This is a genomic window from Bacillus sp. MYb78, assembly GCF_002975115.1.
Classification (GTDB): domain Bacteria; phylum Bacillota; class Bacilli; order Bacillales; family Bacillaceae_G; genus Bacillus_A; species Bacillus_A cereus.
In genome coordinates, this window is record NZ_PCOB01000024.1 from 43347 (window position 1) to 64270 (window position 20924).

Genomic DNA, 20924 nt, shown 5'->3' on the forward strand with positions numbered 1-20924 from the left:
GTTTACAAATAGAAGTTCACTTATTTCTCTCTATGCAAATGCTCCAGTTCTTTCCGAAGCGCCTGTTTTAAAAACTTCCCAACAGATGTTTTCGGTATTTCTTCCATAAAGACAATATCGTCTGGCAACCACCACTTCGCAAACTGTGGTTTTAAAAACTCATATATTTCTTCTTTTGTAACCGTACTATTTTTCTTTTGAACAACGCAGGCAATTGGTCGCTCTTGCCACTGAGGGTGAGGAACTGCAACGACAGCCGCTTCAAATATAGCATCATGTGCCATTAAAGCATTTTCAAGATCGACCGAAGAAATCCATTCTCCCCCGCTTTTAATAACATCCTTCGTACGGTCAACAATTTTCACGCAACCTTCCTCATCCACTGTGACAACATCACCAGTATATAACCATCCATCGCGAAAACCTTCGACAGTACGATCATCGTTATAATAGCTTTCAGCGATCCAAGGTGCTCGTAAACATAGTTCTCCCATCTCCGTACCGTCCCACTTCACTTCACCATTTGTACCGACTACTTTCATCTCTACACCAGGGACAAGATACCCTTGCTTTGATCTAATTTCTAATTGCTCTTCATACGATAATTCTGTTTCATAACTTTTTAAACGTGCAAGTGTTACGAGTGGGCTTGTTTCGGTCATACCATATGCATGGATGAAAGGAACATTGTGTTTCTGTTCAAATGCTTTAATAACACTTTTCGGTGCGGCTGCACCACCACATAGTATTCTCGTCATACTAGATAAATCATAACTATTATTTTCTAACTCTTGTAATACACCGAGCCAAATTGTCGGCACACCGGCAGCTAACGTCACTTTTTCAGATTGGATCATTTCTAATAAAATTTTCGGCGTAAACATCGGTCCTGGAAGAACTTGTTTTGATCCAAACCAAGTAGCCGCAAAAGGAAGTCCCCAAGCGTTCACATGAAACATCGGGACGATTGCCATTGCTGCATCACTTTCCGATAAAGCAGCTGTATCAGCTAAACCGAGTGCCATACAGTGTAATACAGTACTACGATGCGTATATACAACACCTTTTGGATTTCCTGTAGTCGCTGACGTATAACACATACCAGCAGGTGTATTTTCATCAATATCTTTTACAAATTGGAAATTGGGATCGCCTTCTTCTAATAGCTTTTCATAATGATATACAGGCTTCAGCGTCGTATTTGGGAGTTTATCTTTATCAGTCATAATAATGTAAGCTTGTACAGTTGATAATTCGGATTGAATACTTTCAACGAGTGGTACGATATCTTCATCAATAAGTAAAATTCGATCTTCTGCATGCTGAATAATGTATGAAATATGTTGAGGAGATAAACGAATATTAATTGTGTGTAAAACGGAAGCAATACCAGGAATAGCAAAATACGCCTCCACATGTCGATGATGATTCCACGCTAACGTTCCTACACGTTCACCTTCTTTAATTCCAAGCTTTTTCAACGCACTGGAAAGTCTTCTCGTCCTTTCCCCTAACTGCTTATACGTTAACGTTGTAACTGTATCATGCGTCCGTGAAACAATTTCTTTCTTCGAAAACAGTTTCTCTGCTCTTTCCATCATAGAACTAATTGTTAGCGGTACATTCATCATCATATTGGTTATGTCCCCCTTTAAAACGTTTTCATTTTCCGTTTATTATAACAGACTTCTACAAATGATTACGATATTTTTCTGTATTTTCTGAATTATTTCTTTGGAAATAATTCAGAACGATAAAAAACATGTTTTGAATACATTGATTCGAAACATGTTTTTTATTTTTTATAAACTATCTACCTTTTTCCTTACTTTCTTTTTCAGTTTAAAAATAAAACGATTACTGTATTCCTTATTTTCTACTAAAATCCGATACGTCTCTAACACTCCTAACACACGTACAAAAAGATAAACTCCGATAGCAATAAGTACAACACAATAAGGATAATACTGTACGAGTTCTCCCGAAGTGATTCGTTTTTTCTCAAATAAAAACGGTATCGCTCCTGCTGCAATAAAACAAAATCCAACAATCATCACTGCGGCATACTTCTTCTTAATAATCGCATATCTTTTTGTCAATTCTTTTAGAAAGTTTTGATCAAATAGTAGTTCTTCTTTTTTCAATACATTGTATCGACTCTCTTCTATCGTTACAGGTGCCATCATTGCTCCGATCCCAAGCACTGCAATGATAATGACAAGAAACGTAGACATTGTTGCATTTTCTTTAAATAATAAGTACGGTATTGTAGATAAAATAAGCAAGCTAAATCCTAATGCAATATATTTAGAAATTTTTTGTCCATACACTATATACCCTTCTGCCATTTCCTTACTTACATAATAACCATTTTCCTTTTCGTTACTTTGCTCAGCAGTTTCTTTTAATAAATAGTCAAGTGATACTTCAAATACATTTCCAATCATTATTAACTTTTCAGTTTCAGGAAAACCTTGACCGTTTTCCCATTTACTAACCGCTTGCCTTGTTGTGTTTAATTTCTCGGCTAATGCTTCTTGAGAAAGACCCTTTTCTTTTCTTAATTTAAAAAGCTTCTCACCAAATCCCATATGTGTGTCCCCCTTCGTTTTCTTAACTAAATTGTATGTAAACATTGCTCTTACCTCTATCTTCCTGCGGTTGCACCTTGTCAACTTACGGTTGCGATTGTGTTATATAGTGGTTTTGTATACGATTTAGCTATTATTCTTCTATGATTATGGCGTTAATAAACCACCCTTTCTTAATAACCAATTATAACAATTAAAGGTAATTATTGTTATAAAAAATCAAAAAACTCCTTTATTCATTTAAAGGAGTTTTAAATATGAAATATTCCAAGAGGAGCTGTTTTTTCTTCCTCCTACTACCTCACAATTTCTTCTATATATTTTTATGTGTCATATAACGAACTATGTACTGTATATGTTTTCATCTCTTTATCTGAGGCATACTCATATATATGTAAAATATTACTCTTATTAACTACCCTAATAAAACCACTACTCAATAATCATAACGGCTTCTGCTTAAACTTTTCATAATGTCGTACTTTTAATGAAAGGATATTTCCGCAGTCTGTACAAATATAAGCATCCACCGGTGAAGATGTGAACATCGTTTCCTTTTTCCGTATTTGTGCATATCCGACAAACTCACCTTCTCCTATGTTTTGAGAACCACAATTAGAGCATGTCTGCACGGCTTTTTGTTTCATGAGAGCACCACCTTTAATCTGTTTCTACTCCCTTCGACAGTTCAATTCCATTTCCCTTCCAAAAAACTTCTTATTCTCCTACATTACAACAGGAATCTCAAAACAAAAATCGTATATATACTATGAAATATATTTATTAACGGAGGAATTTTATGACTACTGTTATGACACTCGATATAGCAACAGAAATTGAAAATGCAGAAATTGATATGCTCTCTTCTAGATTAGAGGGACTACAAGCAATGAGTGGAAATCCAATGCAAGTGCAAATGAAAAAGTTCGGTAGTGCCACTACCTTTTCATCAAAAATAATTGCCGGTCCTGCTTTTAATACGGTAAAAGGTATTACAAATGCAGATGCGATTGATGCAATCATTTCTTATTATGAATCACTACAAATTCCTTGCCGTTTTGAAATTACACCAGCTCAAGGGACAGCTGAATTATTTCAATACTTGTCTCAAAAAGGATTTTACCAATCCAGCTTCCATACCGCTTTATATAGTATACCGAGAGAAGATCCATCCCTGCTTCCTGCTAACATTTCAGTACGCCAACTGAAAGAAAATGAATTTCATATTTTTGCAGACATATATGTACGTGGATTTAATATGCCATCCTTTACAAAAGATGGAGTGCGCCAAAATAACGAAATTCTTTACGATAAACCAGGATGGCATTTTTTCATAGCCGAAGTTCAAAATACTCCTGCAGGCATTGGTGTCCTGTACATAAATAATGGGATTGCTTCATTAGCTGCTTCTGCTACTTTGCCAGAATTTCAGCGTAAAGGCTGTCATACTGCATTAATTCAAAAGCGAATTGAAACAGCTATTGAATCCAATTGTAATTTAATAGTTGGACAAGCAAGGTTCGGTAGCGGCAGTCAAAATAACATGGAACGTGCCCACATGAAAATTGCTTATACAAAATCAATATGGACCGCAAAAGACATATAATTTACTTTATTTCTCCTTCCGTTACATTTTTAAACATTTTATGACAAATCCTTTTCTATCCTATTAATCATTTGAATATTCAAACTAGATTTGTTACGATATTACTAGATACATCATTCAACTTGCAATATGAAAAGAGAATTCTAATCAAACTACAAGGAGGAGAAATGTATGACTAAACATGATCATGGTTTAAAAGAAAAAGTAGAAGGTACCATTGATAAGGTAAAAGGTGAAGTAAAAGAAGTTGTTGGGAAAGTAACTGATAATAAGAAATTACAAGCTGAAGGAAAATGGGATAAGGTGAAAGGCACTGCTAAAGATACAGTTGGTAATGTAAAAGAAAAAGTACATGAATATAAAGAACACAAGAAAGAAAAATAAAAAAAGAGCCCATCGGCTCTTTTTTTATTTTCCTTCATTCTTCTCTAGCACGTATAAATCTTCTTCCATATTCGTTAACTTCTCACTTACAAGCTTTCTTGCATCTCCAATTGCTTGATTATATGCAAACGGTCCAACTAATTTAATCATTTCTTCTATTAAACGCTCTGCTTGGAAACGTCCAATTTCATCTAAATCTTCTTCCATAAAAAATTGCTGAATTTGTGCTACAAGCTCTTCTTTTTTATCATTTGGTATTTTTATATTCATCATCGTTGTTACTCCTCTATATTTAAGATAATATCTTCCTTAACTCTACCATAGAAAAACGATTACCAGGACAGCTTTTTGTAACTCCTTCTAACTCTCTATGACCGAGTATATTTTCTTTCTTTATAGCAAATTGCTTCATAAACAGTTTACATAAAGAATATAATGCATTCACTTGTGCAGGAGTTGGATCGTATTTATCGAAATTTCCCGTCATACATATTCCAATTGTATGGCGGTTATGGTCTTTCGCGTGCGCTCCAATATGTAAACCTCGTCCTTCCACTACAGTTCCATCCTTTTCGATAAAATAGTTGTAACCAATTCCGCTCCACCCTCTTACAGTTTGATGAAATTCATGCGTTTTATACACGTCCCATCCATCTTCAGCTGTATGGTGAATAATCAGTTTGTTTACTTTTTCTAAAGGAACTAATTCATCTTGAAATGTTAGATTGACACGTTTAATTTCCATTTGAACTGCCTCCTCTTAAAAATCAATCATAATAATCGTTTTATCATCTGGCCTTATTCTCTTTTCCGCTTCTAGCTCTTCAATAATTGCTATATATTCGTTTATACTATTCTTTCTTATATATGCAACAGTTTGTTCTAATGACCAATCTGGGTGAAATAACCCGTCTGAACAAATAAAAATCCCACTCACTTCATCTGTATGTAATTCACCATGTTGTAAATAATGTATCGCTTCTTTCATTCCATTTGCAACTGAATAACCATTTGGCATATTTGCAAGATAACGATTGTATTTTAACTGTTCTCGAACATCTTGAAAAACATATTCTTCTGGTACAGATAACCCTTTTTTACGATCTTCTTCCCTCTTCTTTTTTGCTCTTTTACTAATTCCTTCAACTGTGTCTTTCGTTAATACTTGCATCGTTCCATTTTGAAAAGTTGCGACAATCATACAGTCCCCAAGCTGCGCATATTCAATTTTCTCACCAACTATTTGGACTGCTGCGATACATGTGCACCACAAATGCTCTTTTTTTCTCGTGTCTACTTCATATTCTAACATTTTGCTTTGCAATGCTTCATTTGCTTTGGCAACTGCAAATTGTAAACTATGATTCTCTCGTAATGCAGTAAAATAACTTGCAAATAAATACGAAGCGATGTATGCTCCATTATGTCCCTTTTCATCACGAAACGGGACAAGTGGTGTTGCACCGTCACATACACCATAAATCTTTTTTTCTTTATTACAAAAATAAGAATCCTCACATTCTTGCTTCAACGGGCTTTTCTGTTGATATGTTTTTATCTTCACAACTGTATCCCCTTTCAAATGATAAAATACTCAAATTCTTTTGATTAATCTAATTTACCTAAATAAACTGTTTTTACCCAAAACTTTCAATATCATATATAATCTTGAAATAATATGAATTTTTCAGTGAAGGACGGGAAAGAAATGGTCAGATTCCTTGGTGTTATTATCGGTTCTATTATTATTGCGGTTGCCTTTAATCTTTTCCTTATCCCCCACAAAATTTTAAGTAGTGGAATTGGCGGAATTGCTATTATTTTAGGGATTGTAACCCCTGTAAACACAGGCATTATTAACTTTGTATTAAACTTACCTATCCTTATTTTAGGGTACATAGGTCTTGGAAAAAAAGTAATTTTTAACACAGTTGTCTCTGTAGTTGTATTATCTGTTGCATTATACTACGTTCCAGTAAAAGTCGTAGCAACAGATCCATTGTTATCTTCTATCTTCGGAGGTGTAATCGCCGGAGCTGGTATTGGTCTTGTTTTTAACTGTAATGGATCCACTGGTGGATTTGATATTATCGGTATGCTTTTATCCCGCAAGCGAGACATTAAACTTGGCGGATTCCTTATTATTTTAAATGCAGTCGTTGTAATAATCGCAGGATTCTTCTTCACCTGGGATGTTGCACTTACAAGCTTACTTTCAATTTATGTAACTGGTAAAGTAATTGATGCTGTTCATACAAAACATCGTAAAGTTACACTTATGATTGTAACAAATGAAGCAGAAAAAATGAAAAAACAACTTCTTTCAACTGTTGTACGTGGAATAACGTTACTTGATGGCGAAGGTGCTTATTCAAGCGAGAAAAAGCGTGTACTTATGACCGTCGTTTCTCGTGAAGAATTAGCAAGTATGAAACTAACAATTTCTGAAATCGACCCGAATGCTTTCGTTAATATTACAGAAACTGTAGAAGTGTTAGGACTTTTCAGAAGAAGTTAAAGACTAGGTGGGAATCCACCTAGTCTTTATTTTGCATAAATTCAATTCGGTTTCCAAATGGATCTGACACGTAAAATCGAATTACATCTGGCCGTGCATAATCATCAATCACTTTAACACCTTGCTCTATAAGTGTTTGCTTAAATTCATTAATTTCATTCACATAAAAAGCTGGATGAGCCTTTTTAGCTGGTGTAAAGTTCCGCTCGACACCAATATGGATTTCTTGATTTCCGCATTTAAACCAACATCCACCTCGTTTTTTCAACTCTTCTGGCTTTGGAATTTCTTCCATACCAATCGTATTCCCATAAAAATCACGCGCCTCTTCTTCACACCCTACAGGTGCAGCTACTTGCACGTGATCAATCCCTTGAATATAATTTTTCATTTTCTCTCCCCCTCCTCTACCCTAATGTTATACGGAAAACAGCCGTCTGTAACTTACAAAAGGTTTATAAAACAATATAAGCTCCCCTTATTACCATCCTGCATTCACCTTGCAAAAAATAAAAAAAACAAAATTTATTCTATAACTTCCATTTTTTATAGAAATACACATTACATCTATATTATAGTTATGAATAGACAAATCTTTTTAGATGCTATTTGTACGGAGGAACTATTATGAGTCGTAAAAAATATTCACCAACTCAAAAAAAACGTCATCCGAACATTTCTAGACGTTTGCGAAACCATATACAAGATCGTTCATTAACAGAAATGTACGCATCTCTGTTCGAACACAATCCTGATAGTATTATTTCATTAAATTTAGAAGGAGTTATTCTACATATAAATCCTTCTGCCGAAAGAATATTAGGTTACACTTCTTTAGAATTAGAACAGAAAAATATTACCTCTATTTTAGAAGCCCATATTTCTGAGCAAGTATTACAAAATATAAAGAATACTGAAGCGGATAATCAACAAGAGTATATCTTATCTATTTATCATAAAAATGGATTCTTATTAGATGTTGTGACAAAACTAGTTCCTATTTTTGTTCAAAATCGTCTTACTGGCGTATACGCTATTATGAAGCCGCTTGAAAAATCAGAAAGAATTGAGAATATGCTAAAAGAAAGTGAGAAGAGATTACGTACATTAGTAAACTCCATGCCTGCGTTTGTTATATTTAAAGATCATGAAGGGCGCTGGCTTGAGGCAAATGATTACGCACTTTCTTGCTTCAATTTCCATCATGTACCTTACCACGGGAAAAAAGATAGCGAACTCATTCAATATAATGAAGCATACCGAGAAGCTTTTTTACATTGTGAAGAAATCGATGAACTAGCATGGCAACAAAGACAAATTCTTCATGGCGAGGAATTTATTATACATAGAGATGATTTCGATCTAATCTTAAGTATATCAAAAGTTCCGCTTTATCATCCTGATGGTTCTCGCAAAGGTCTTATCGTGATGGGGAGAGATGTTACTGAGCTAAAAGAAACTGAAAAGTTACTACGAAAATCAGAGAAGCTCGCAGTAGTCGGACAACTGACAGCTGGAATTGCCCATGAAATTCGAAATCCACTCACTTCTCTAAAAGGTTTTCTAACGTTGCTCCTCCCTGAAATAAGTGAAGAGCAGAAATGGTATATCGATGTTATGTTAAGTGAGATTTCACAAATGGAATCCATCACGAGTCAATTTATGGCGATGTCTAAGCCACAAGTATTATCTATCCAAACTTGTAACATACAAACTTTAATTGAAGAGGTAGTTACATTTATTTTACCGACTGCAATTATGCATAGCGTTCATATCATCATGGATCATTTTGATTACGTATATGATATTCAATGTGACGGTAACCAATTAAAACAAGTGTTTATAAACATATTAAAAAATGCGATAGAAGCAATGCCAAATGGCGGAAATATTTTCATCCAAACAAAACCATTAGAGGATAATTTCATCTTAATACGAATTATGGATGAAGGTTGCGGCATTCCTGAAGATCGTATCTCCCGTCTAGGCGAACCTTTTTATAGTTTAAAAGAAAAAGGCACAGGACTAGGATTAATGATGTGTTACAAAATAATTGAAGAACATCATGGTAGATTACACATTTCAAGCGAATTAAATAAAGGTACGATTGTTGATATTGAGCTACCACTTTCTTCATCTCATCTTGCAATCCAGTCTTAAGTAAAAAAGAAGCATCTGCTAATCGTTAGCAGATGCTTCTTTTTTTAAAATGCTTTGTCATACCACTCTTTTGCTTTTTCTACTTCACCCATCGTTAATTGATGCCCTCGATTTTCCCAATGCATTGTTACATTCGCATTTGCATTTTCTAATAGTACCTTCAATTCCTCTGACTCTGCTGATGAACAAATTGGGTCATTTGTCCCAGCAGCAATAAACACAGATTTCCCTGCTAAATTTGCTAATTGCATTCCTCTTCTAGGTACCATTGGGTGATGAAGCACAGCACCTTTTAATGCATTTTCGTAATGGAATAATAAGCTTGCTGCGATATTTGCCCCATTCGAATAACCGATAGCTACAATGTTATTTCTATCGAATTTATATTCTTTAGCCGCTTCATCTAAAAATTCACTTAATTCCTTCGTACGGAAAATTAAATCCTCTTCATCAAAAATGCCCTCTGCTAATCGGCGGAAGAAACGCGGCATCCCATTCTCTAACACATTTCCCCTAACGCTTAATACCGACGCTTCCGGATCAATTATTTCTGCAAGTGGTAGTAAATCTAATTCATTACCACCTGTGCCATGAAGTAATAACAACACTGGTTTTGACGTATCTTTTCCTTTTTGAAAAACATGTTTCATCATAATCCTGTTCCCCCTTCAATCACTTTAATCTAAATTTCTCACTTCAAATGGTAAAAGCGTTTGTTCAATCTGTTTTCTATGTTGTTCATATTGTTCCGGTAACTTTAATTCCTCACCCATCGTCTCTAACGATTCATCATGAGCGAAACCAGGAGGATCTGTTGCAATTTCAAATAAGATTTCACCATGTTCTCTAAAATAAATCGCGTTAAAATAATTTCGATCTTGTACAGGAGTTACGTGATATCCAAAACGCGACACATGCTCTTTCCAGTCTAGCTGATCAGCATCGTCAATCGCTCTCCAAGCTATATGATGAACTGTACCAACGCCCATTTGGCCACGACCGATTGTTGATAATTTCAAATCAATAATATTTCCAATATCAGCAGAAGAACGGAATCGAACAAATTCACCCTCTTCTCCAATTTTCTCAAGACCCATAATATGTTCTAACAATTCAGCTGTTTTTTGAGGCTGTGCAGATAAAAGAACAGCACCTCCAAACCCTTTAATTGCTACTTCTGGTGTAACTTCTCCAAAACTCCAATTATTTAATTCGCCTGCTTCTCTTTCAACTAATTCTATATGCAAACCATGCGGATCATCAAATTCTAAATACTGCTCTCCAAAACGAGTCATTTTCGTATACGAAACATCGAATTTTTCTAATCTATTTTCCCAAAACTCCATTGCACCTTTTGGTACAACGTAAGACGTAATTCCTACTTGACCATCCCCAATAATACCTTGACGAGCACCTGCCCATGGGAAAAACGTAATAATTGTTCCAGGTTTTCCTCCTTCATTTCCAAAATAAAGATGGTACGTACCTGGATCATCAAAATTCACTGTTTGTTTCACTAAACGTAACCCTAATACACCAGCATAAAAGTCTACATTTTCTTGTGGATGCCCTACAATCGCTGTAATGTGATGGATTCCCATTGTTTTCTTTTCCATTTCTTCCACTCCTTTTTTATTTCATTATAAAAATTCTTTTACATTTAAATTCATTATTCATTTTGTCCATGCTACAAAGTAAAATCCGTCATTATAATTTTATCTCGAATTCGAGATATCGATTACAAAATTACACATTAACTTCCAGCTTGTCAATTCATCTCAAATTCGAGATAATTTCCGAAAAATATTTACTCCATTTGAAAGCTTTATTCAAAGTACAAATTAACTTGAACTCAAATTTATTATAAGTTACTTACTTTTAGTTGTCAATAAGTTCCTTATTTTCATTTTAAATAAAAAGAGAGTAAACGCCAGTTTCGTTTACTCTCTTCGCTAATCATTTCGTTTCTTCTTCCAATATTGCTTCCATCTCATTAAATTCACGATGAACTGCCTTAACGGGTTCTTTCGTTAATAAACTTACAACGATAACAGTTAATAAACTACAGAAGAATCCAGGTACCATTTCATACATAATTGCTTTTAAACTTGGAATTTGTACCCATGCTATAACAACTACTGCACCAACAATCATACCTGCAAGAACGCCCCATTTATTCGTCCTTTTCCAATATAAACTTAATAAAATGACTGGTCCGAACGCTGAACCAAATCCAGCCCAAGCATAACCTACAAGTGTTAAAATTGTATCACTTGGATGATACGCTAAAACAACTGCGATCATAGCTACTACTAATACTGACAATCTACCGATAAATACAAGTTCTTTGTCACTTGCATTACGACGGAAAAATGTTTTATAGAAGTCTTCCGTTACTGCACTTGAAATAACAAGTAATTGTGAGGAAATACTACTCATAATCGAAGCCAAAATAGCTGATAATAAAAATCCTGTAATGTACGGATGGAATAAAATATTGGAGAATGTTACAAAGACCATTTCTGGGTCTTGCAATGTCGCATTATTTTTAGCATAATAAGCGATACCAATTAGACCAGTAAGCATTGCACCTATAATTGAAATTGTCATCCAACCGACACCGATTCTACGAGAAGTCTTTAAATCTTTAATAGAGGTGATTGCCATAAAACGGACAATAATATGCGGTTGACCAAAATACCCAAGTCCCCATGCTAAAAATGAAATAATGCCAAGTATTGTGGTCCCTTTAAACATATCTAAATGCGATGCATCGACTTGTTTAATCGTATTAAATGTTTCTGTTACACCACCGACATCCGTAAAAGCAACAATTGGCACTAGTACAAGCGCAATAAACATAATACAACCTTGTACAAAGTCCGTCCAGCTTACGGCTAGAAAGCCACCGAATAGTGTATACGCAACAACGACACCCACTGTTACAAATAAACCAATTTTATAATCTAGGTTGAAAGAATTTTCAAACAAACGTCCACCTGAAACTAAACCAGCCGACGCATAGAATGTGAAAAATACTAAAATGACGATAGCGGAGACAAAACGAAGTATTTTCGTACGATCTTTAAACCGATTCTCTAAAAAGTCTGGAATCGTAATTGAATCATTTGCCACTTCTGTATACGTTCGTAAACGTGGGGCAATGATTAAATAGTTTGCATAAGCACCTATTAATAAACCTATCGCAATCCATACACTTGATAATCCTGTTGCATACATCGCACCAGGTAATCCCATTAGCATCCAACCACTCATGTCAGAAGCACCAGCTGATAAAGCTGTAACTGCTGGACCGAGTCCCCTTCCACCTAACATATAATCTGATAAATCGGATGTCTTCTTATAAGACCAATATCCGATATACAACATACCTGCCATATAAATAGCAAGCGAAACCATAATTTCAATCTTCACCAAATCTCTCCCTTATTCCATAAGCCATTCAAAATTTCGAAAAATGACTTTTTCTATTTTCTTGTTTTCGCTTATGGTTCCCTACCTTAACAAACATTTTTTGTTCTTTCAAGTGAACGAGCACTTTTCATTACATGTGAAAACCTTTATAAACGCCTTTATCCCAGTGGATTACAATGATTTTTTAAGAAATTAAAGTAATAATATTCAGAAAATAAAAAAGCCATACAAATGTATGACTTTTAACTCTATTTAAGCATAGCTCATCTTCTATTTACTAGTAGGAAACAATTCCGAAAGAGGAACTACTCTCCCCACCTCGTCTTTAAACACAATATGCTCTCTAGTTAAATGGCGCGGGCTCTTCACTCCCGCTGCCGCTGCTAATGAAAATAAACTATATCTCATACTAATAATATAATTCATGACTCGCCACTTCTTCTCATACGGATCTAACGCTTTTTGATAATGCGGATTCGTCGTGGCTACACCAGATGGACATTGGCCAGAATTACATTGAAGGGCCATAATACAGCCGCTTGCCATCATAAATCCGCGGGCTGAACTTACAGCATCCGCCCCAATCGCTAAAGCAATCGCCACTTTATCTGGTGTGATTAATTTACCCGATGCAAATACTTTAAACTTGTTACGGACACCATAATGGTTTGCTGTATCGATAAATGTAAGTAATGCTGGAATAAGCGGCAGTCCCATACAATCTGCCATCGATTTATACGTTGCCCCTGATCCGCCTTCTGAACCGTCTATTGTAATAAAATCTGGATAAATGTTTAGTTCTTTCATTGTTTTTATTAAATCTTCCAAAGGCTTCTGCTGACCAATTACAATTTTCATTCCAACTGGTTTACCGCCGCTTTCTTGCAACTGTTGAATAAAATAAAGTGTATCCGCTGCATTCTTTAAAAATGAAAATCGATTCGGTGAATTAATCGTCTCTCCCTTTCGGACGTTGCGAACAAACGCAATTTTCTCATTTACTTTTTGCCCCTCTAAATGACCACCACGTATTTTAGCACCTTGCCCAAATTTCAATTCGAATGCTCTAATATTACTTTCTTTCACTTTCTCCATGAATTTTCCCATTGAAAAATTACCGTCTTCATCACGGTATCCAAATAACCCTGGACCAATTTGCGCAACGATATTCGCTCCTGTATGTAAATGTTCTGGAATAACGCCACCTTCACCCGTATTAATCCACGATCCGCCTGCCATTTTTGCTCCAAGACCACTCGCTAAAATATAATTTTCTCCAATCGCACCATAAGAAGTCGCAGATGCACCAAACATGCCATGTAGCTTCCACGGATATTTACGGTTCTCACCGACTATAATTGCATCATCTTCTTCGTACAGCCAAAGATTCGTTGTATCCGCTGTCAATTTTTCTCTTCTTGAAAATAACCCTTCTTTATGAATCACGTACTTTTTACCCTCTCGCTCTTGCGTGAGATTCACACTTAATTCCTCCGTTAATATCGGAAATAATGTATTAGCAATATAATATCCAGAAGCTTCAAAATCTCGTTTTGATCCAAAACCAAGTATTTCAGAGCGATATTTCGCTAAAAACATAACACTTTGAAAATCATAACGTGAGAAAGGCTTTCCATCCGTATCATGATCAAACCAATATTGTCGAAATTCAGGCCCTATCTTTTCCAGTAAGTAGCGCATTCTTCCTAAGTACGGATGTAATTTTAAAATAGAATGATGTGTTCGTTTTTTTATAAAAAATGTAATGATAAAAAAGACGATTAAAAGCAACATTAAAAATAGTAATATACTAATAATAACGAGTAGCGTTTCACTCATCCCGCTTCCCCCTATGAAATTCCATAATAAAAGGAGAACACTAGATGTGTTCTCCTTTTATCTTTATTCATACTAACGTAGCAAGATGCTCTTTCGCGTCATATTCAACTAAACTTTCAGCGTGTTTAATTCGATGAACAAAGTCTGGATTAGCAATTAACGGTCTTCCGAATGCCGCTACATCAATCGTTCCTTCTTGCAACGCTTCTTCGGCCTCTTTCGGATTTAAATTACCAACCCCAACAATCGTACCATCCCAATATTTTCTTACTAGTTGATGAAAATTCTTTCCGTCAGCAATCTCTTGGGTATAATTCATCGTTGAAGGATGGATCATCGTTAATCCAACCTCTGTAAACATATTTATGAACGTTTCAATTGCAAACTCAGGGTTTTCCCACATATAAGTAGGATTATCACCTTTGAAAGCAGAGAAACGAAGAAGTGTTTTATTAGCTCCAACAGCTTCTATTACAGCCGCCGTTACTTCTTTCATAAACGTTAACCTTTGTTTTAAATTACCGCCATATTTATCTGTTCGCTTATTCGCAAACTCATACGTAAATTGATCGATTAAATATCCGTGTGCACCGTGAATTTCTACTCCATCAAATCCAGCTTCGATCGCATTTTTCGCAGCTTGTGCGTATTGACCGATCACTTCTTGTATTTCTTCTAACGTCATTGCTTCTGGCGTATCAAACGGTTTACGAAAGCGTGGAACATTTCCCTCTGCAGCGATAGCCGACGGTGCTTGTGGCATTTGACCACCAATTATTTCATGATGACTCATACGCCCAACATGCCATATTTGAGCAATAATCGTCCCGCCTTCTTTATGTACTGCCTCTGTAACAGGTTTCCAAGAATCGATTTGTTCTTGTGTATAAATACCTGGTACTCCTGGGTTTCCTTTTGCTCTCGGACTAATGACAATTCCTTCTGTAATAATTAGTCCAATTCCATCCGCAGCACGTTTTCTGTAGTACTCCACTACATCCGCACCAACTACTCCAGTTTCATTATCTGCAAAGCATCTTGTCATCGGTGCCATCGCTATACGATTACGAAGAGACCAAGCTCCAATTTGAATTGGATCAAACAACTTTGTTTCTTCAACGTTTTCAAAAAATCCCCCAGCATTTACATTTGTTCCTTCATAAATACTCGCTGCTTTATTACTTGAACTTGTCATTTTTCTTCCCCCTAAAAAATCTTACTATAATCGCATCATACTTACTTTTAGATAGTAACGTCAATTTTTACGACTTTACAATAAAAAATTCGAATATCAAAAAAATAAAATACTATAAATAATATTAAAAAAGGTTTCCTTAGAAGGAAACCTTTTTTGTTGACCATATATGGCTGTCAATTCGTTTATCTCTTTAATATAAAAAATACCTTATCAATAGAAGTGAATATGGTTCAGTATTCTTCTAAAAATAATAACTTATATACCTAAAACAATGAAAGCCCTACCTCTCTTTCATCCTTACGGCTCCTCGTCCGTGCCAGTGTGAATCAGGATTGCAAAAATCAAGTAACTATTTTATCGAAGTATTCAATTAAACTTCGAACATTCATAAATGAAATTAAAAAATAAAAATGGATTTGATTGTAGTAATAACAATAGAGGTAATGCTCTAAAAGTGGTTTGAAAGAGTTGAATGTCTTTGAAATGATAAATTTTCTATAATTATGTTCCCAAAAAATTCAAGATCTTTTTTGGGATATAATACATTATTTGTAATGAACCTTAACAAAAGCTTTTTATCTGATTTTCTGTGATACCTTCAATTAATCCCAGTTCACTAATCAAAAATTCATATGCGTTATCTAACATCTTCTTTTCGCTTGCATTAAGTGCTTTTTCTTTCTGTATACGCATTAAATCGCGCACAACTTCAGCACCTTCTTGCATTTTACCCGTCTTTATTTTATCAGTGTTCAATTTATACCTTTGTTTCCACGTAAGTAATCTATCTGATTCCCCATGTTGAAAAATATCCATTATGTGTGCTAATGCGGTTATATCCGTCACTGGTCGTATATTCGAATTCAATATTCTCCCTGCTGGAATCATTAGTTCCATATTACTAGCCGACATTTTTATAACATAATACTGTTGTTTTTCTCCTGAGACTTCCTTCTCTTCTATGGCTTTAATTATACCTGCTCCCTGCATTGGATAAACAATGTTATCGCCAATTTGAAACAAATAATCCACCTCCATATATGGTAACCTTCTCAAGCTTAACACACTTTTAGTTTTTTAGCAAAATTTTTATTTTATCATAAAATTATTTTACGCGTCAATACTTCAAAAGCAAGAAATTAAATTTACATAACACACTATAAAAACCCGCAATTTTATTAACGGTTGCACCCACATTCATTCTCTTTTAACATAAAAACACATTACTACATTTGAGTAGTAATGTGTTTTTGATAAGGCATAGATAAAGATCTACTTTTCCGTCTATATACTAACCTGCTTACTAACTATTTCCCTCGCTAAAAGAAAACTCATAATCACTTGCGCTGCTACTCTACTCGTCATATCCCTGAAATCAAGAGTTGGATCAATCTCTACTATATCCATCCCTTGAACGAGCGGTTCTTTACCAAGGAATTCAATCGCATCTAGTAAAGTCGTACTATCCATTCCACCTGGCCCAATTGCTGGACAACCTGGTGCAAACGCTTGGTCTAGTACATCCATATCAAGAGAAATATAAATAGAAGTCACACCTTGTTTTCTTAACACTTCAATACTTTCCGTGATAATATCTTTTATTTCTCGCTCTCGTACGTCTTTCATTGTATACACTGTTACGCCATGCTCTATTGCATATTCATGGTACGTACGTGCGTTAGCAAAATTACGAATTCCAATTTGAACAAGTTGTTTCCCTGTAATGACATCATTTTCTAGTAAACTACGGAATGGTGTACCATTTGACGGGCCTCCATCATCTAAATTACGTAAATCATGATGAGCATCAAATTGAATAATCCCGACCTTTCCTTTACTGTTTGCAAAGCCTGTTATACTCGGAAAACTAATCGAGTGGTCACCACCAAGAACGATTGGTATCATGTTCGGATTTACTTTCGTTACATGACCAACTGTTTTCGCAATTCGGTTATGACTTTCTTTTATATCCGTCACATGCATCGTAATATCGCCGCAATCATATAAGACACTTTCTTTCATATCGTGTTCTTCTGTAATTGCATATGTGCTGTATGCATCTAACATCGCTCGAATTGTTTTTGGAGCAAAACTTGCTCCTGAATGACTAATAGATGGTTTAGAAAGGGGTGCTCCAATTAAAGCAGCACCGAATATTTCTACGCCTTCCTCCCAATCTTTAATCATCTCACTCCATTTTGTCACTTCACGATCAATAAACTTTGCATTTTTCTTTAAATAGTGGCCGTGCTCCACGATTGTTCACCTCTTGTATATGCAATATTACCATTCTTCCATACTGTATTCACATGACTTACGCCGTAATGATACGGTACGTAAGCATAATTGTAAGCATCCCATAAAACTAAATCTGCCTTACGACCAACTCTAATTTTCCCAGCTACATCACCACGGTTAATGGCATATGATGAGTTAACCGTTACAGCATTCCAAACTTCTTCTGGTGTCATTTTCAGTTTTAGCATCGCAATGCTCATAATAAGCTGAATATTTTCAGTTGGACAGCTACCTGGGTTAAAGTCTGTAGCTAACGCAACTGCAACACCTTCATCAATCATTTTACGACCGCGAGCAAAACTTTCTTTATTTAAATAGAAAGTTGTTCCTGGTAATAAAGTGGCTACTGTATTAGAGTTTGCAAGCATTTCAATTCCTTTATCAGAAGCGCCAACTAAATGGTCTGCTGATGCTGCACCGATTTCTGCCGCTGCTTCCGCACCACCAAGAGGGTCGATTTCATCTGCATGAATTTTCACATCAAAGCCAAGCTCTTTCGCTTTTAATAAAAACTCTTTTGACTCTTCGACAGAGAACACACCTGTTTCACAGAAAATATCAACGAATTCCGCTAATTGCTTCTCTTTCATTTCTGGTAGTAGGTCTAACATCCATTGTAAAAATTCTTTCGATCTACCTTTATATTCTTTCGGAACTGCATGAGCACCTAAAAATGTGGAAACTAAATCGATCGGATGCTCTTTTTGTAATTGTGCAGTTGCCTCTAATTGTTTCCATTCCGTCTCATCATCTAATCCGTAACCACTCTTCGCTTCTACAGTTGTAACTCCGAAAGATAACATACGGTCTAAATGGAATTTCGCTTTTTGAACAAGTTCTTCTTTCGATGCTTGTTTCGTTGCATTTACAGTCGAAAGAATGCCTCCGCCTTGTTCTAAAATTTCTAAGTACGGAACTCCTTGTAATTTTAGTGCGATTTCATTTTCGCGAGATCCACCAAATACAAGATGAGTATGCGGGTCGACAAGACCAGGAGAAACCATTTTCCCGCCGCAATCAATAACTTCTTTCGCCTGAAGTCCTTTCGCTTCTTCCACTGTTCCAACGAAAGTAATTACATCGTTTTCAATTCCAACCGCACCGTTTTCGATAACAGGAAGCGTGTTCATCGCTTCCCGTCTTAACAAGCCATCTTCTTGATCCATTGTTAGTAATTGACCAATATTTATTAGTAAAGTGTCCAGCATGTTTTCTCCTCCTTATTTCATCATTGGAATGTTAACGCCTTTTTCTTTCGCAGTTTCCACAGCTAAGTCATATCCAGCATCCACGTGACGAACAACACCCATACCAGGGTCAGAAGTTAATACGCGCTCAATACGTTTTGCTGCTGCTTCTGTTCCATCTGCAACGATAACCATTCCAGCGTGAAGTGAATAACCCATACCAACGCCGCCACCGTGGTGAACAGACACCCAGCTTGCACCGTTTACACTGTTAATTAATGCATTTAAAATTGGCCAGTCTGCTACTGCATCACTACCGTCTTTCATCGCTTCTGTTTCACGGTTTGGAGATGCTACTGATCCGCAATCTAAATGGTCACGACCGATTACGATTGGTGCTGATAATTCACCATTTGCCACCATTTCATTAATGATGCGGCCAAACTTCGCACGCTCACCGTAACCTAACCAACAAATACGTGATGGAAGCCCTTGAAACTCCACTTGTTGACGTGCCATACGAATCCAGTTACATAAATGCTCATTGTCAGCGAATTCGCGTAAAATTACTTCGTCTGTTTTATAAATATCTTCTGGATCACCAGAAAGTGCTACCCAGCGGAACGGTCCTTTTCCTTCACAGAATAATGGACGAATAAACGCTGGAACGAATCCTGGGAAATCGAATGCATTTTTCAAGCCTTCATCGAAAGCAACTTGACGAATGTTATTTCCATAATCAAATGTAATTGCGCCTTTTTCTTGCATTGCAAGCATTGCTTCTACATGTTTTGTCATGCTTTCTTTTGATAATTGTACGTAACGTTCTGGGTCTTCTTCACGAAGTTTCGCTGCCTCTTCTAACGTATAACCTACTGGAATATAACCGTTTAATGGGTCATGAGCAGATGTTTGATCCGTAACTAAGTCAGGGATAATATTACGATCTACTAACTCAGGTAAAATTTCTGCTGCATTGCCTAATAATCCAATTGAAATAGGCTCTTTCTTCTCTTTATACTCGTTTGCAATAGCCAATGCTTCTTCTAATGATTCTGTATACTTATCACAATATCTCTTTTCAATACGACGATCGATACTACGCTTATCTACATCAATAGCAATGACAACACCGCCATTCATCGTTACAGCAAGAGGTTGTGCACCACCCATACCACCTAAGCCAGCAGTAAGTGTTAATGTACCTTTTAATGAACCATCGAAATGTTGACGAGCTGCTTCACCAAATGTTTCATATGTTCCTTGTAGAATCCCTTGTGTTCCAATGTAAATCCAGCTACCAGCTGTCATTTGTCCGTACATCATAAGTCCTTTTTTCTCTAGTTCTCGGAAGTGATCCCAATTCGCCCATTTTGGTACTAAGTTTGAATTCGCTAACAGAACACGCGGCGCGTCTTCATGTGATTTAAAAATGGCAACTGGTTTTCCTGATTGAACAAGTAACGTTTCATCGCTTTCTAACGTTTTTAATGAATCTACGATTGCATTGTAGCTTTCCCAGTTACGAGCTGCACGGCCAATTCCACCATATACAACTAATTCTTCTGGTTTTTCAGCTACCTCAGGATCTAAATTGTTCATTAACATTCGAAGTGCTGCTTCTTGCACCCAACCTTTCGTTTGTAACTCTGTACCTCTTGGCGCGCGAATTGTTTGTTGTACTTTTTCCATTTCAATCTCTCCCTTT

General features: G+C 36.0%; 20 protein-coding genes. 4 read left to right on the top strand and 16 right to left on the bottom strand.

Annotated elements, in window-relative coordinates; genetic code table 11:
* Positions 1-20: 20 nt before the first annotated feature.
* From CQ064_RS28135 to CQ064_RS28145, 3 genes are all read right to left on the bottom strand, one after another.
* Entirely contained in the window at positions 21-1634 is a 1614-nt protein-coding gene (locus tag CQ064_RS28135; RefSeq protein ID WP_000980199.1) for a long-chain fatty acid--CoA ligase, read from the bottom strand.
* Positions 1635-1802: 168 nt separating this feature from the next.
* Positions 1803-2591: a helix-turn-helix domain-containing protein gene (locus tag CQ064_RS28140; protein WP_000505605.1), complete on the bottom strand. Its 789-nt coding sequence runs from the start codon at positions 2589-2591 to the stop codon at positions 1803-1805.
* A 443-nt stretch (positions 2592-3034) separates the two neighbouring features.
* Entirely contained in the window at positions 3035-3238 is a 204-nt protein-coding gene (locus CQ064_RS28145) for a hypothetical protein (protein WP_000810194.1), read from the bottom strand.
* Between the two features lie 152 nt (positions 3239-3390).
* Between CQ064_RS28145 and CQ064_RS28150 the strand changes: the two genes are divergently transcribed.
* Positions 3391-4197 carry a GNAT family N-acetyltransferase gene (locus tag CQ064_RS28150; protein ID WP_000214335.1) on the top strand — a complete coding sequence of 269 codons (807 nt, stop codon included), beginning with the start codon at positions 3391-3393 and terminating at the stop codon, positions 4195-4197.
* A gap of 171 nt (positions 4198-4368) precedes the next feature.
* Positions 4369-4581, top strand: coding sequence for a CsbD family protein (locus CQ064_RS28155; protein WP_000160421.1), 213 nt, complete (start codon positions 4369-4371; stop codon positions 4579-4581).
* A 24-nt stretch (positions 4582-4605) separates the two neighbouring features.
* Here CQ064_RS28155 and CQ064_RS28160 read toward each other — a convergent pair whose 3' ends face one another.
* The 3 genes from CQ064_RS28160 to CQ064_RS28170 are packed head-to-tail and all read right to left on the bottom strand — an operon-like array spanning position 4606 to position 6163.
* Entirely contained in the window at positions 4606-4854 is a 249-nt protein-coding gene (locus tag CQ064_RS28160) for a DUF2164 domain-containing protein (RefSeq protein ID WP_000981066.1), read from the bottom strand.
* A 19-nt stretch (positions 4855-4873) separates the two neighbouring features.
* Positions 4874-5326 (bottom strand): peptidoglycan recognition protein family protein, encoded by a 453-nt coding sequence (locus CQ064_RS28165; RefSeq protein ID WP_000403999.1) that lies wholly within the window; start codon positions 5324-5326, stop codon positions 4874-4876.
* Between the two features lie 15 nt (positions 5327-5341).
* Complete coding sequence (locus CQ064_RS28170) at positions 5342-6163, bottom strand: protein phosphatase 2C domain-containing protein (protein WP_003271186.1); 822 nt, start codon at positions 6161-6163, stop codon at positions 5342-5344.
* Between the two features lie 126 nt (positions 6164-6289).
* Here CQ064_RS28170 and CQ064_RS28175 point away from each other — a divergent pair, with 126 nt between their 5' ends.
* Positions 6290-7099: a YitT family protein gene (locus CQ064_RS28175; RefSeq protein ID WP_000251344.1), complete on the top strand. Its 810-nt coding sequence runs from the start codon at positions 6290-6292 to the stop codon at positions 7097-7099.
* 19 nt (positions 7100-7118) lie between these two features.
* Here the strand turns inward: CQ064_RS28175 and CQ064_RS28180 are convergent, their stop codons facing one another.
* Positions 7119-7490 (bottom strand): VOC family protein, encoded by a 372-nt coding sequence (locus CQ064_RS28180; RefSeq protein WP_000800772.1) that lies wholly within the window; start codon positions 7488-7490, stop codon positions 7119-7121.
* 236 nt (positions 7491-7726) lie between these two features.
* Here CQ064_RS28180 and CQ064_RS28190 point away from each other — a divergent pair, with 236 nt between their 5' ends.
* Entirely contained in the window at positions 7727-9259 is a 1533-nt protein-coding gene (locus CQ064_RS28190) for a BA3702 family sensor histidine kinase (RefSeq protein WP_000087653.1), read from the top strand.
* A gap of 44 nt (positions 9260-9303) precedes the next feature.
* Here the strand turns inward: CQ064_RS28190 and CQ064_RS28195 are convergent, their stop codons facing one another.
* The 9 genes from CQ064_RS28195 to hutU all read right to left on the bottom strand — a co-directional run bounded on the left by CQ064_RS28195 (position 9304) and on the right by hutU (position 20908).
* Positions 9304-9912, bottom strand: coding sequence for an alpha/beta hydrolase (locus CQ064_RS28195; RefSeq protein ID WP_000975459.1), 609 nt, complete (start codon positions 9910-9912; stop codon positions 9304-9306).
* Positions 9913-9936: 24 nt separating this feature from the next.
* Positions 9937-10875, bottom strand: coding sequence for a ring-cleaving dioxygenase (locus tag CQ064_RS28200; protein WP_000412727.1), 939 nt, complete (start codon positions 10873-10875; stop codon positions 9937-9939).
* 340 nt (positions 10876-11215) lie between these two features.
* Positions 11216-12694, bottom strand: coding sequence for a sodium/proline symporter PutP (gene putP / locus CQ064_RS28205; protein ID WP_000687594.1), 1479 nt, complete (start codon positions 12692-12694; stop codon positions 11216-11218).
* Positions 12695-12964: 270 nt separating this feature from the next.
* A complete protein-coding gene (locus tag CQ064_RS28210; RefSeq protein WP_000005168.1) occupies positions 12965-14533 on the bottom strand; it encodes an FMN-binding glutamate synthase family protein in 1569 nt (522 codons plus the stop codon).
* 67 nt (positions 14534-14600) lie between these two features.
* On the bottom strand, positions 14601-15728 hold the full coding sequence (locus CQ064_RS28215; protein ID WP_000204578.1) for an alkene reductase: 1128 nt from the start codon (positions 15726-15728) through the stop codon (positions 14601-14603).
* Positions 15729-16292: 564 nt separating this feature from the next.
* On the bottom strand, positions 16293-16754 hold the full coding sequence (locus CQ064_RS28220) for a CarD family transcriptional regulator (RefSeq protein ID WP_014482101.1): 462 nt from the start codon (positions 16752-16754) through the stop codon (positions 16293-16295).
* A 261-nt stretch (positions 16755-17015) separates the two neighbouring features.
* Positions 17016-17987 carry a formimidoylglutamase gene (gene hutG, locus CQ064_RS28225; RefSeq protein ID WP_000399836.1) on the bottom strand — a complete coding sequence of 324 codons (972 nt, stop codon included), beginning with the start codon at positions 17985-17987 and terminating at the stop codon, positions 17016-17018.
* Positions 17966-19237 (bottom strand): imidazolonepropionase, encoded by a 1272-nt coding sequence (gene hutI / locus CQ064_RS28230; RefSeq protein WP_000887518.1) that lies wholly within the window; start codon positions 19235-19237, stop codon positions 17966-17968. Before hutI ends, hutG begins: the two co-directional genes overlap by 22 nt.
* Before the next feature lie 12 nt (positions 19238-19249).
* Positions 19250-20908 carry a urocanate hydratase gene (hutU, locus tag CQ064_RS28235; RefSeq protein WP_000416936.1) on the bottom strand — a complete coding sequence of 553 codons (1659 nt, stop codon included), beginning with the start codon at positions 20906-20908 and terminating at the stop codon, positions 19250-19252.
* Positions 20909-20924 lie beyond the last annotated feature (16 nt).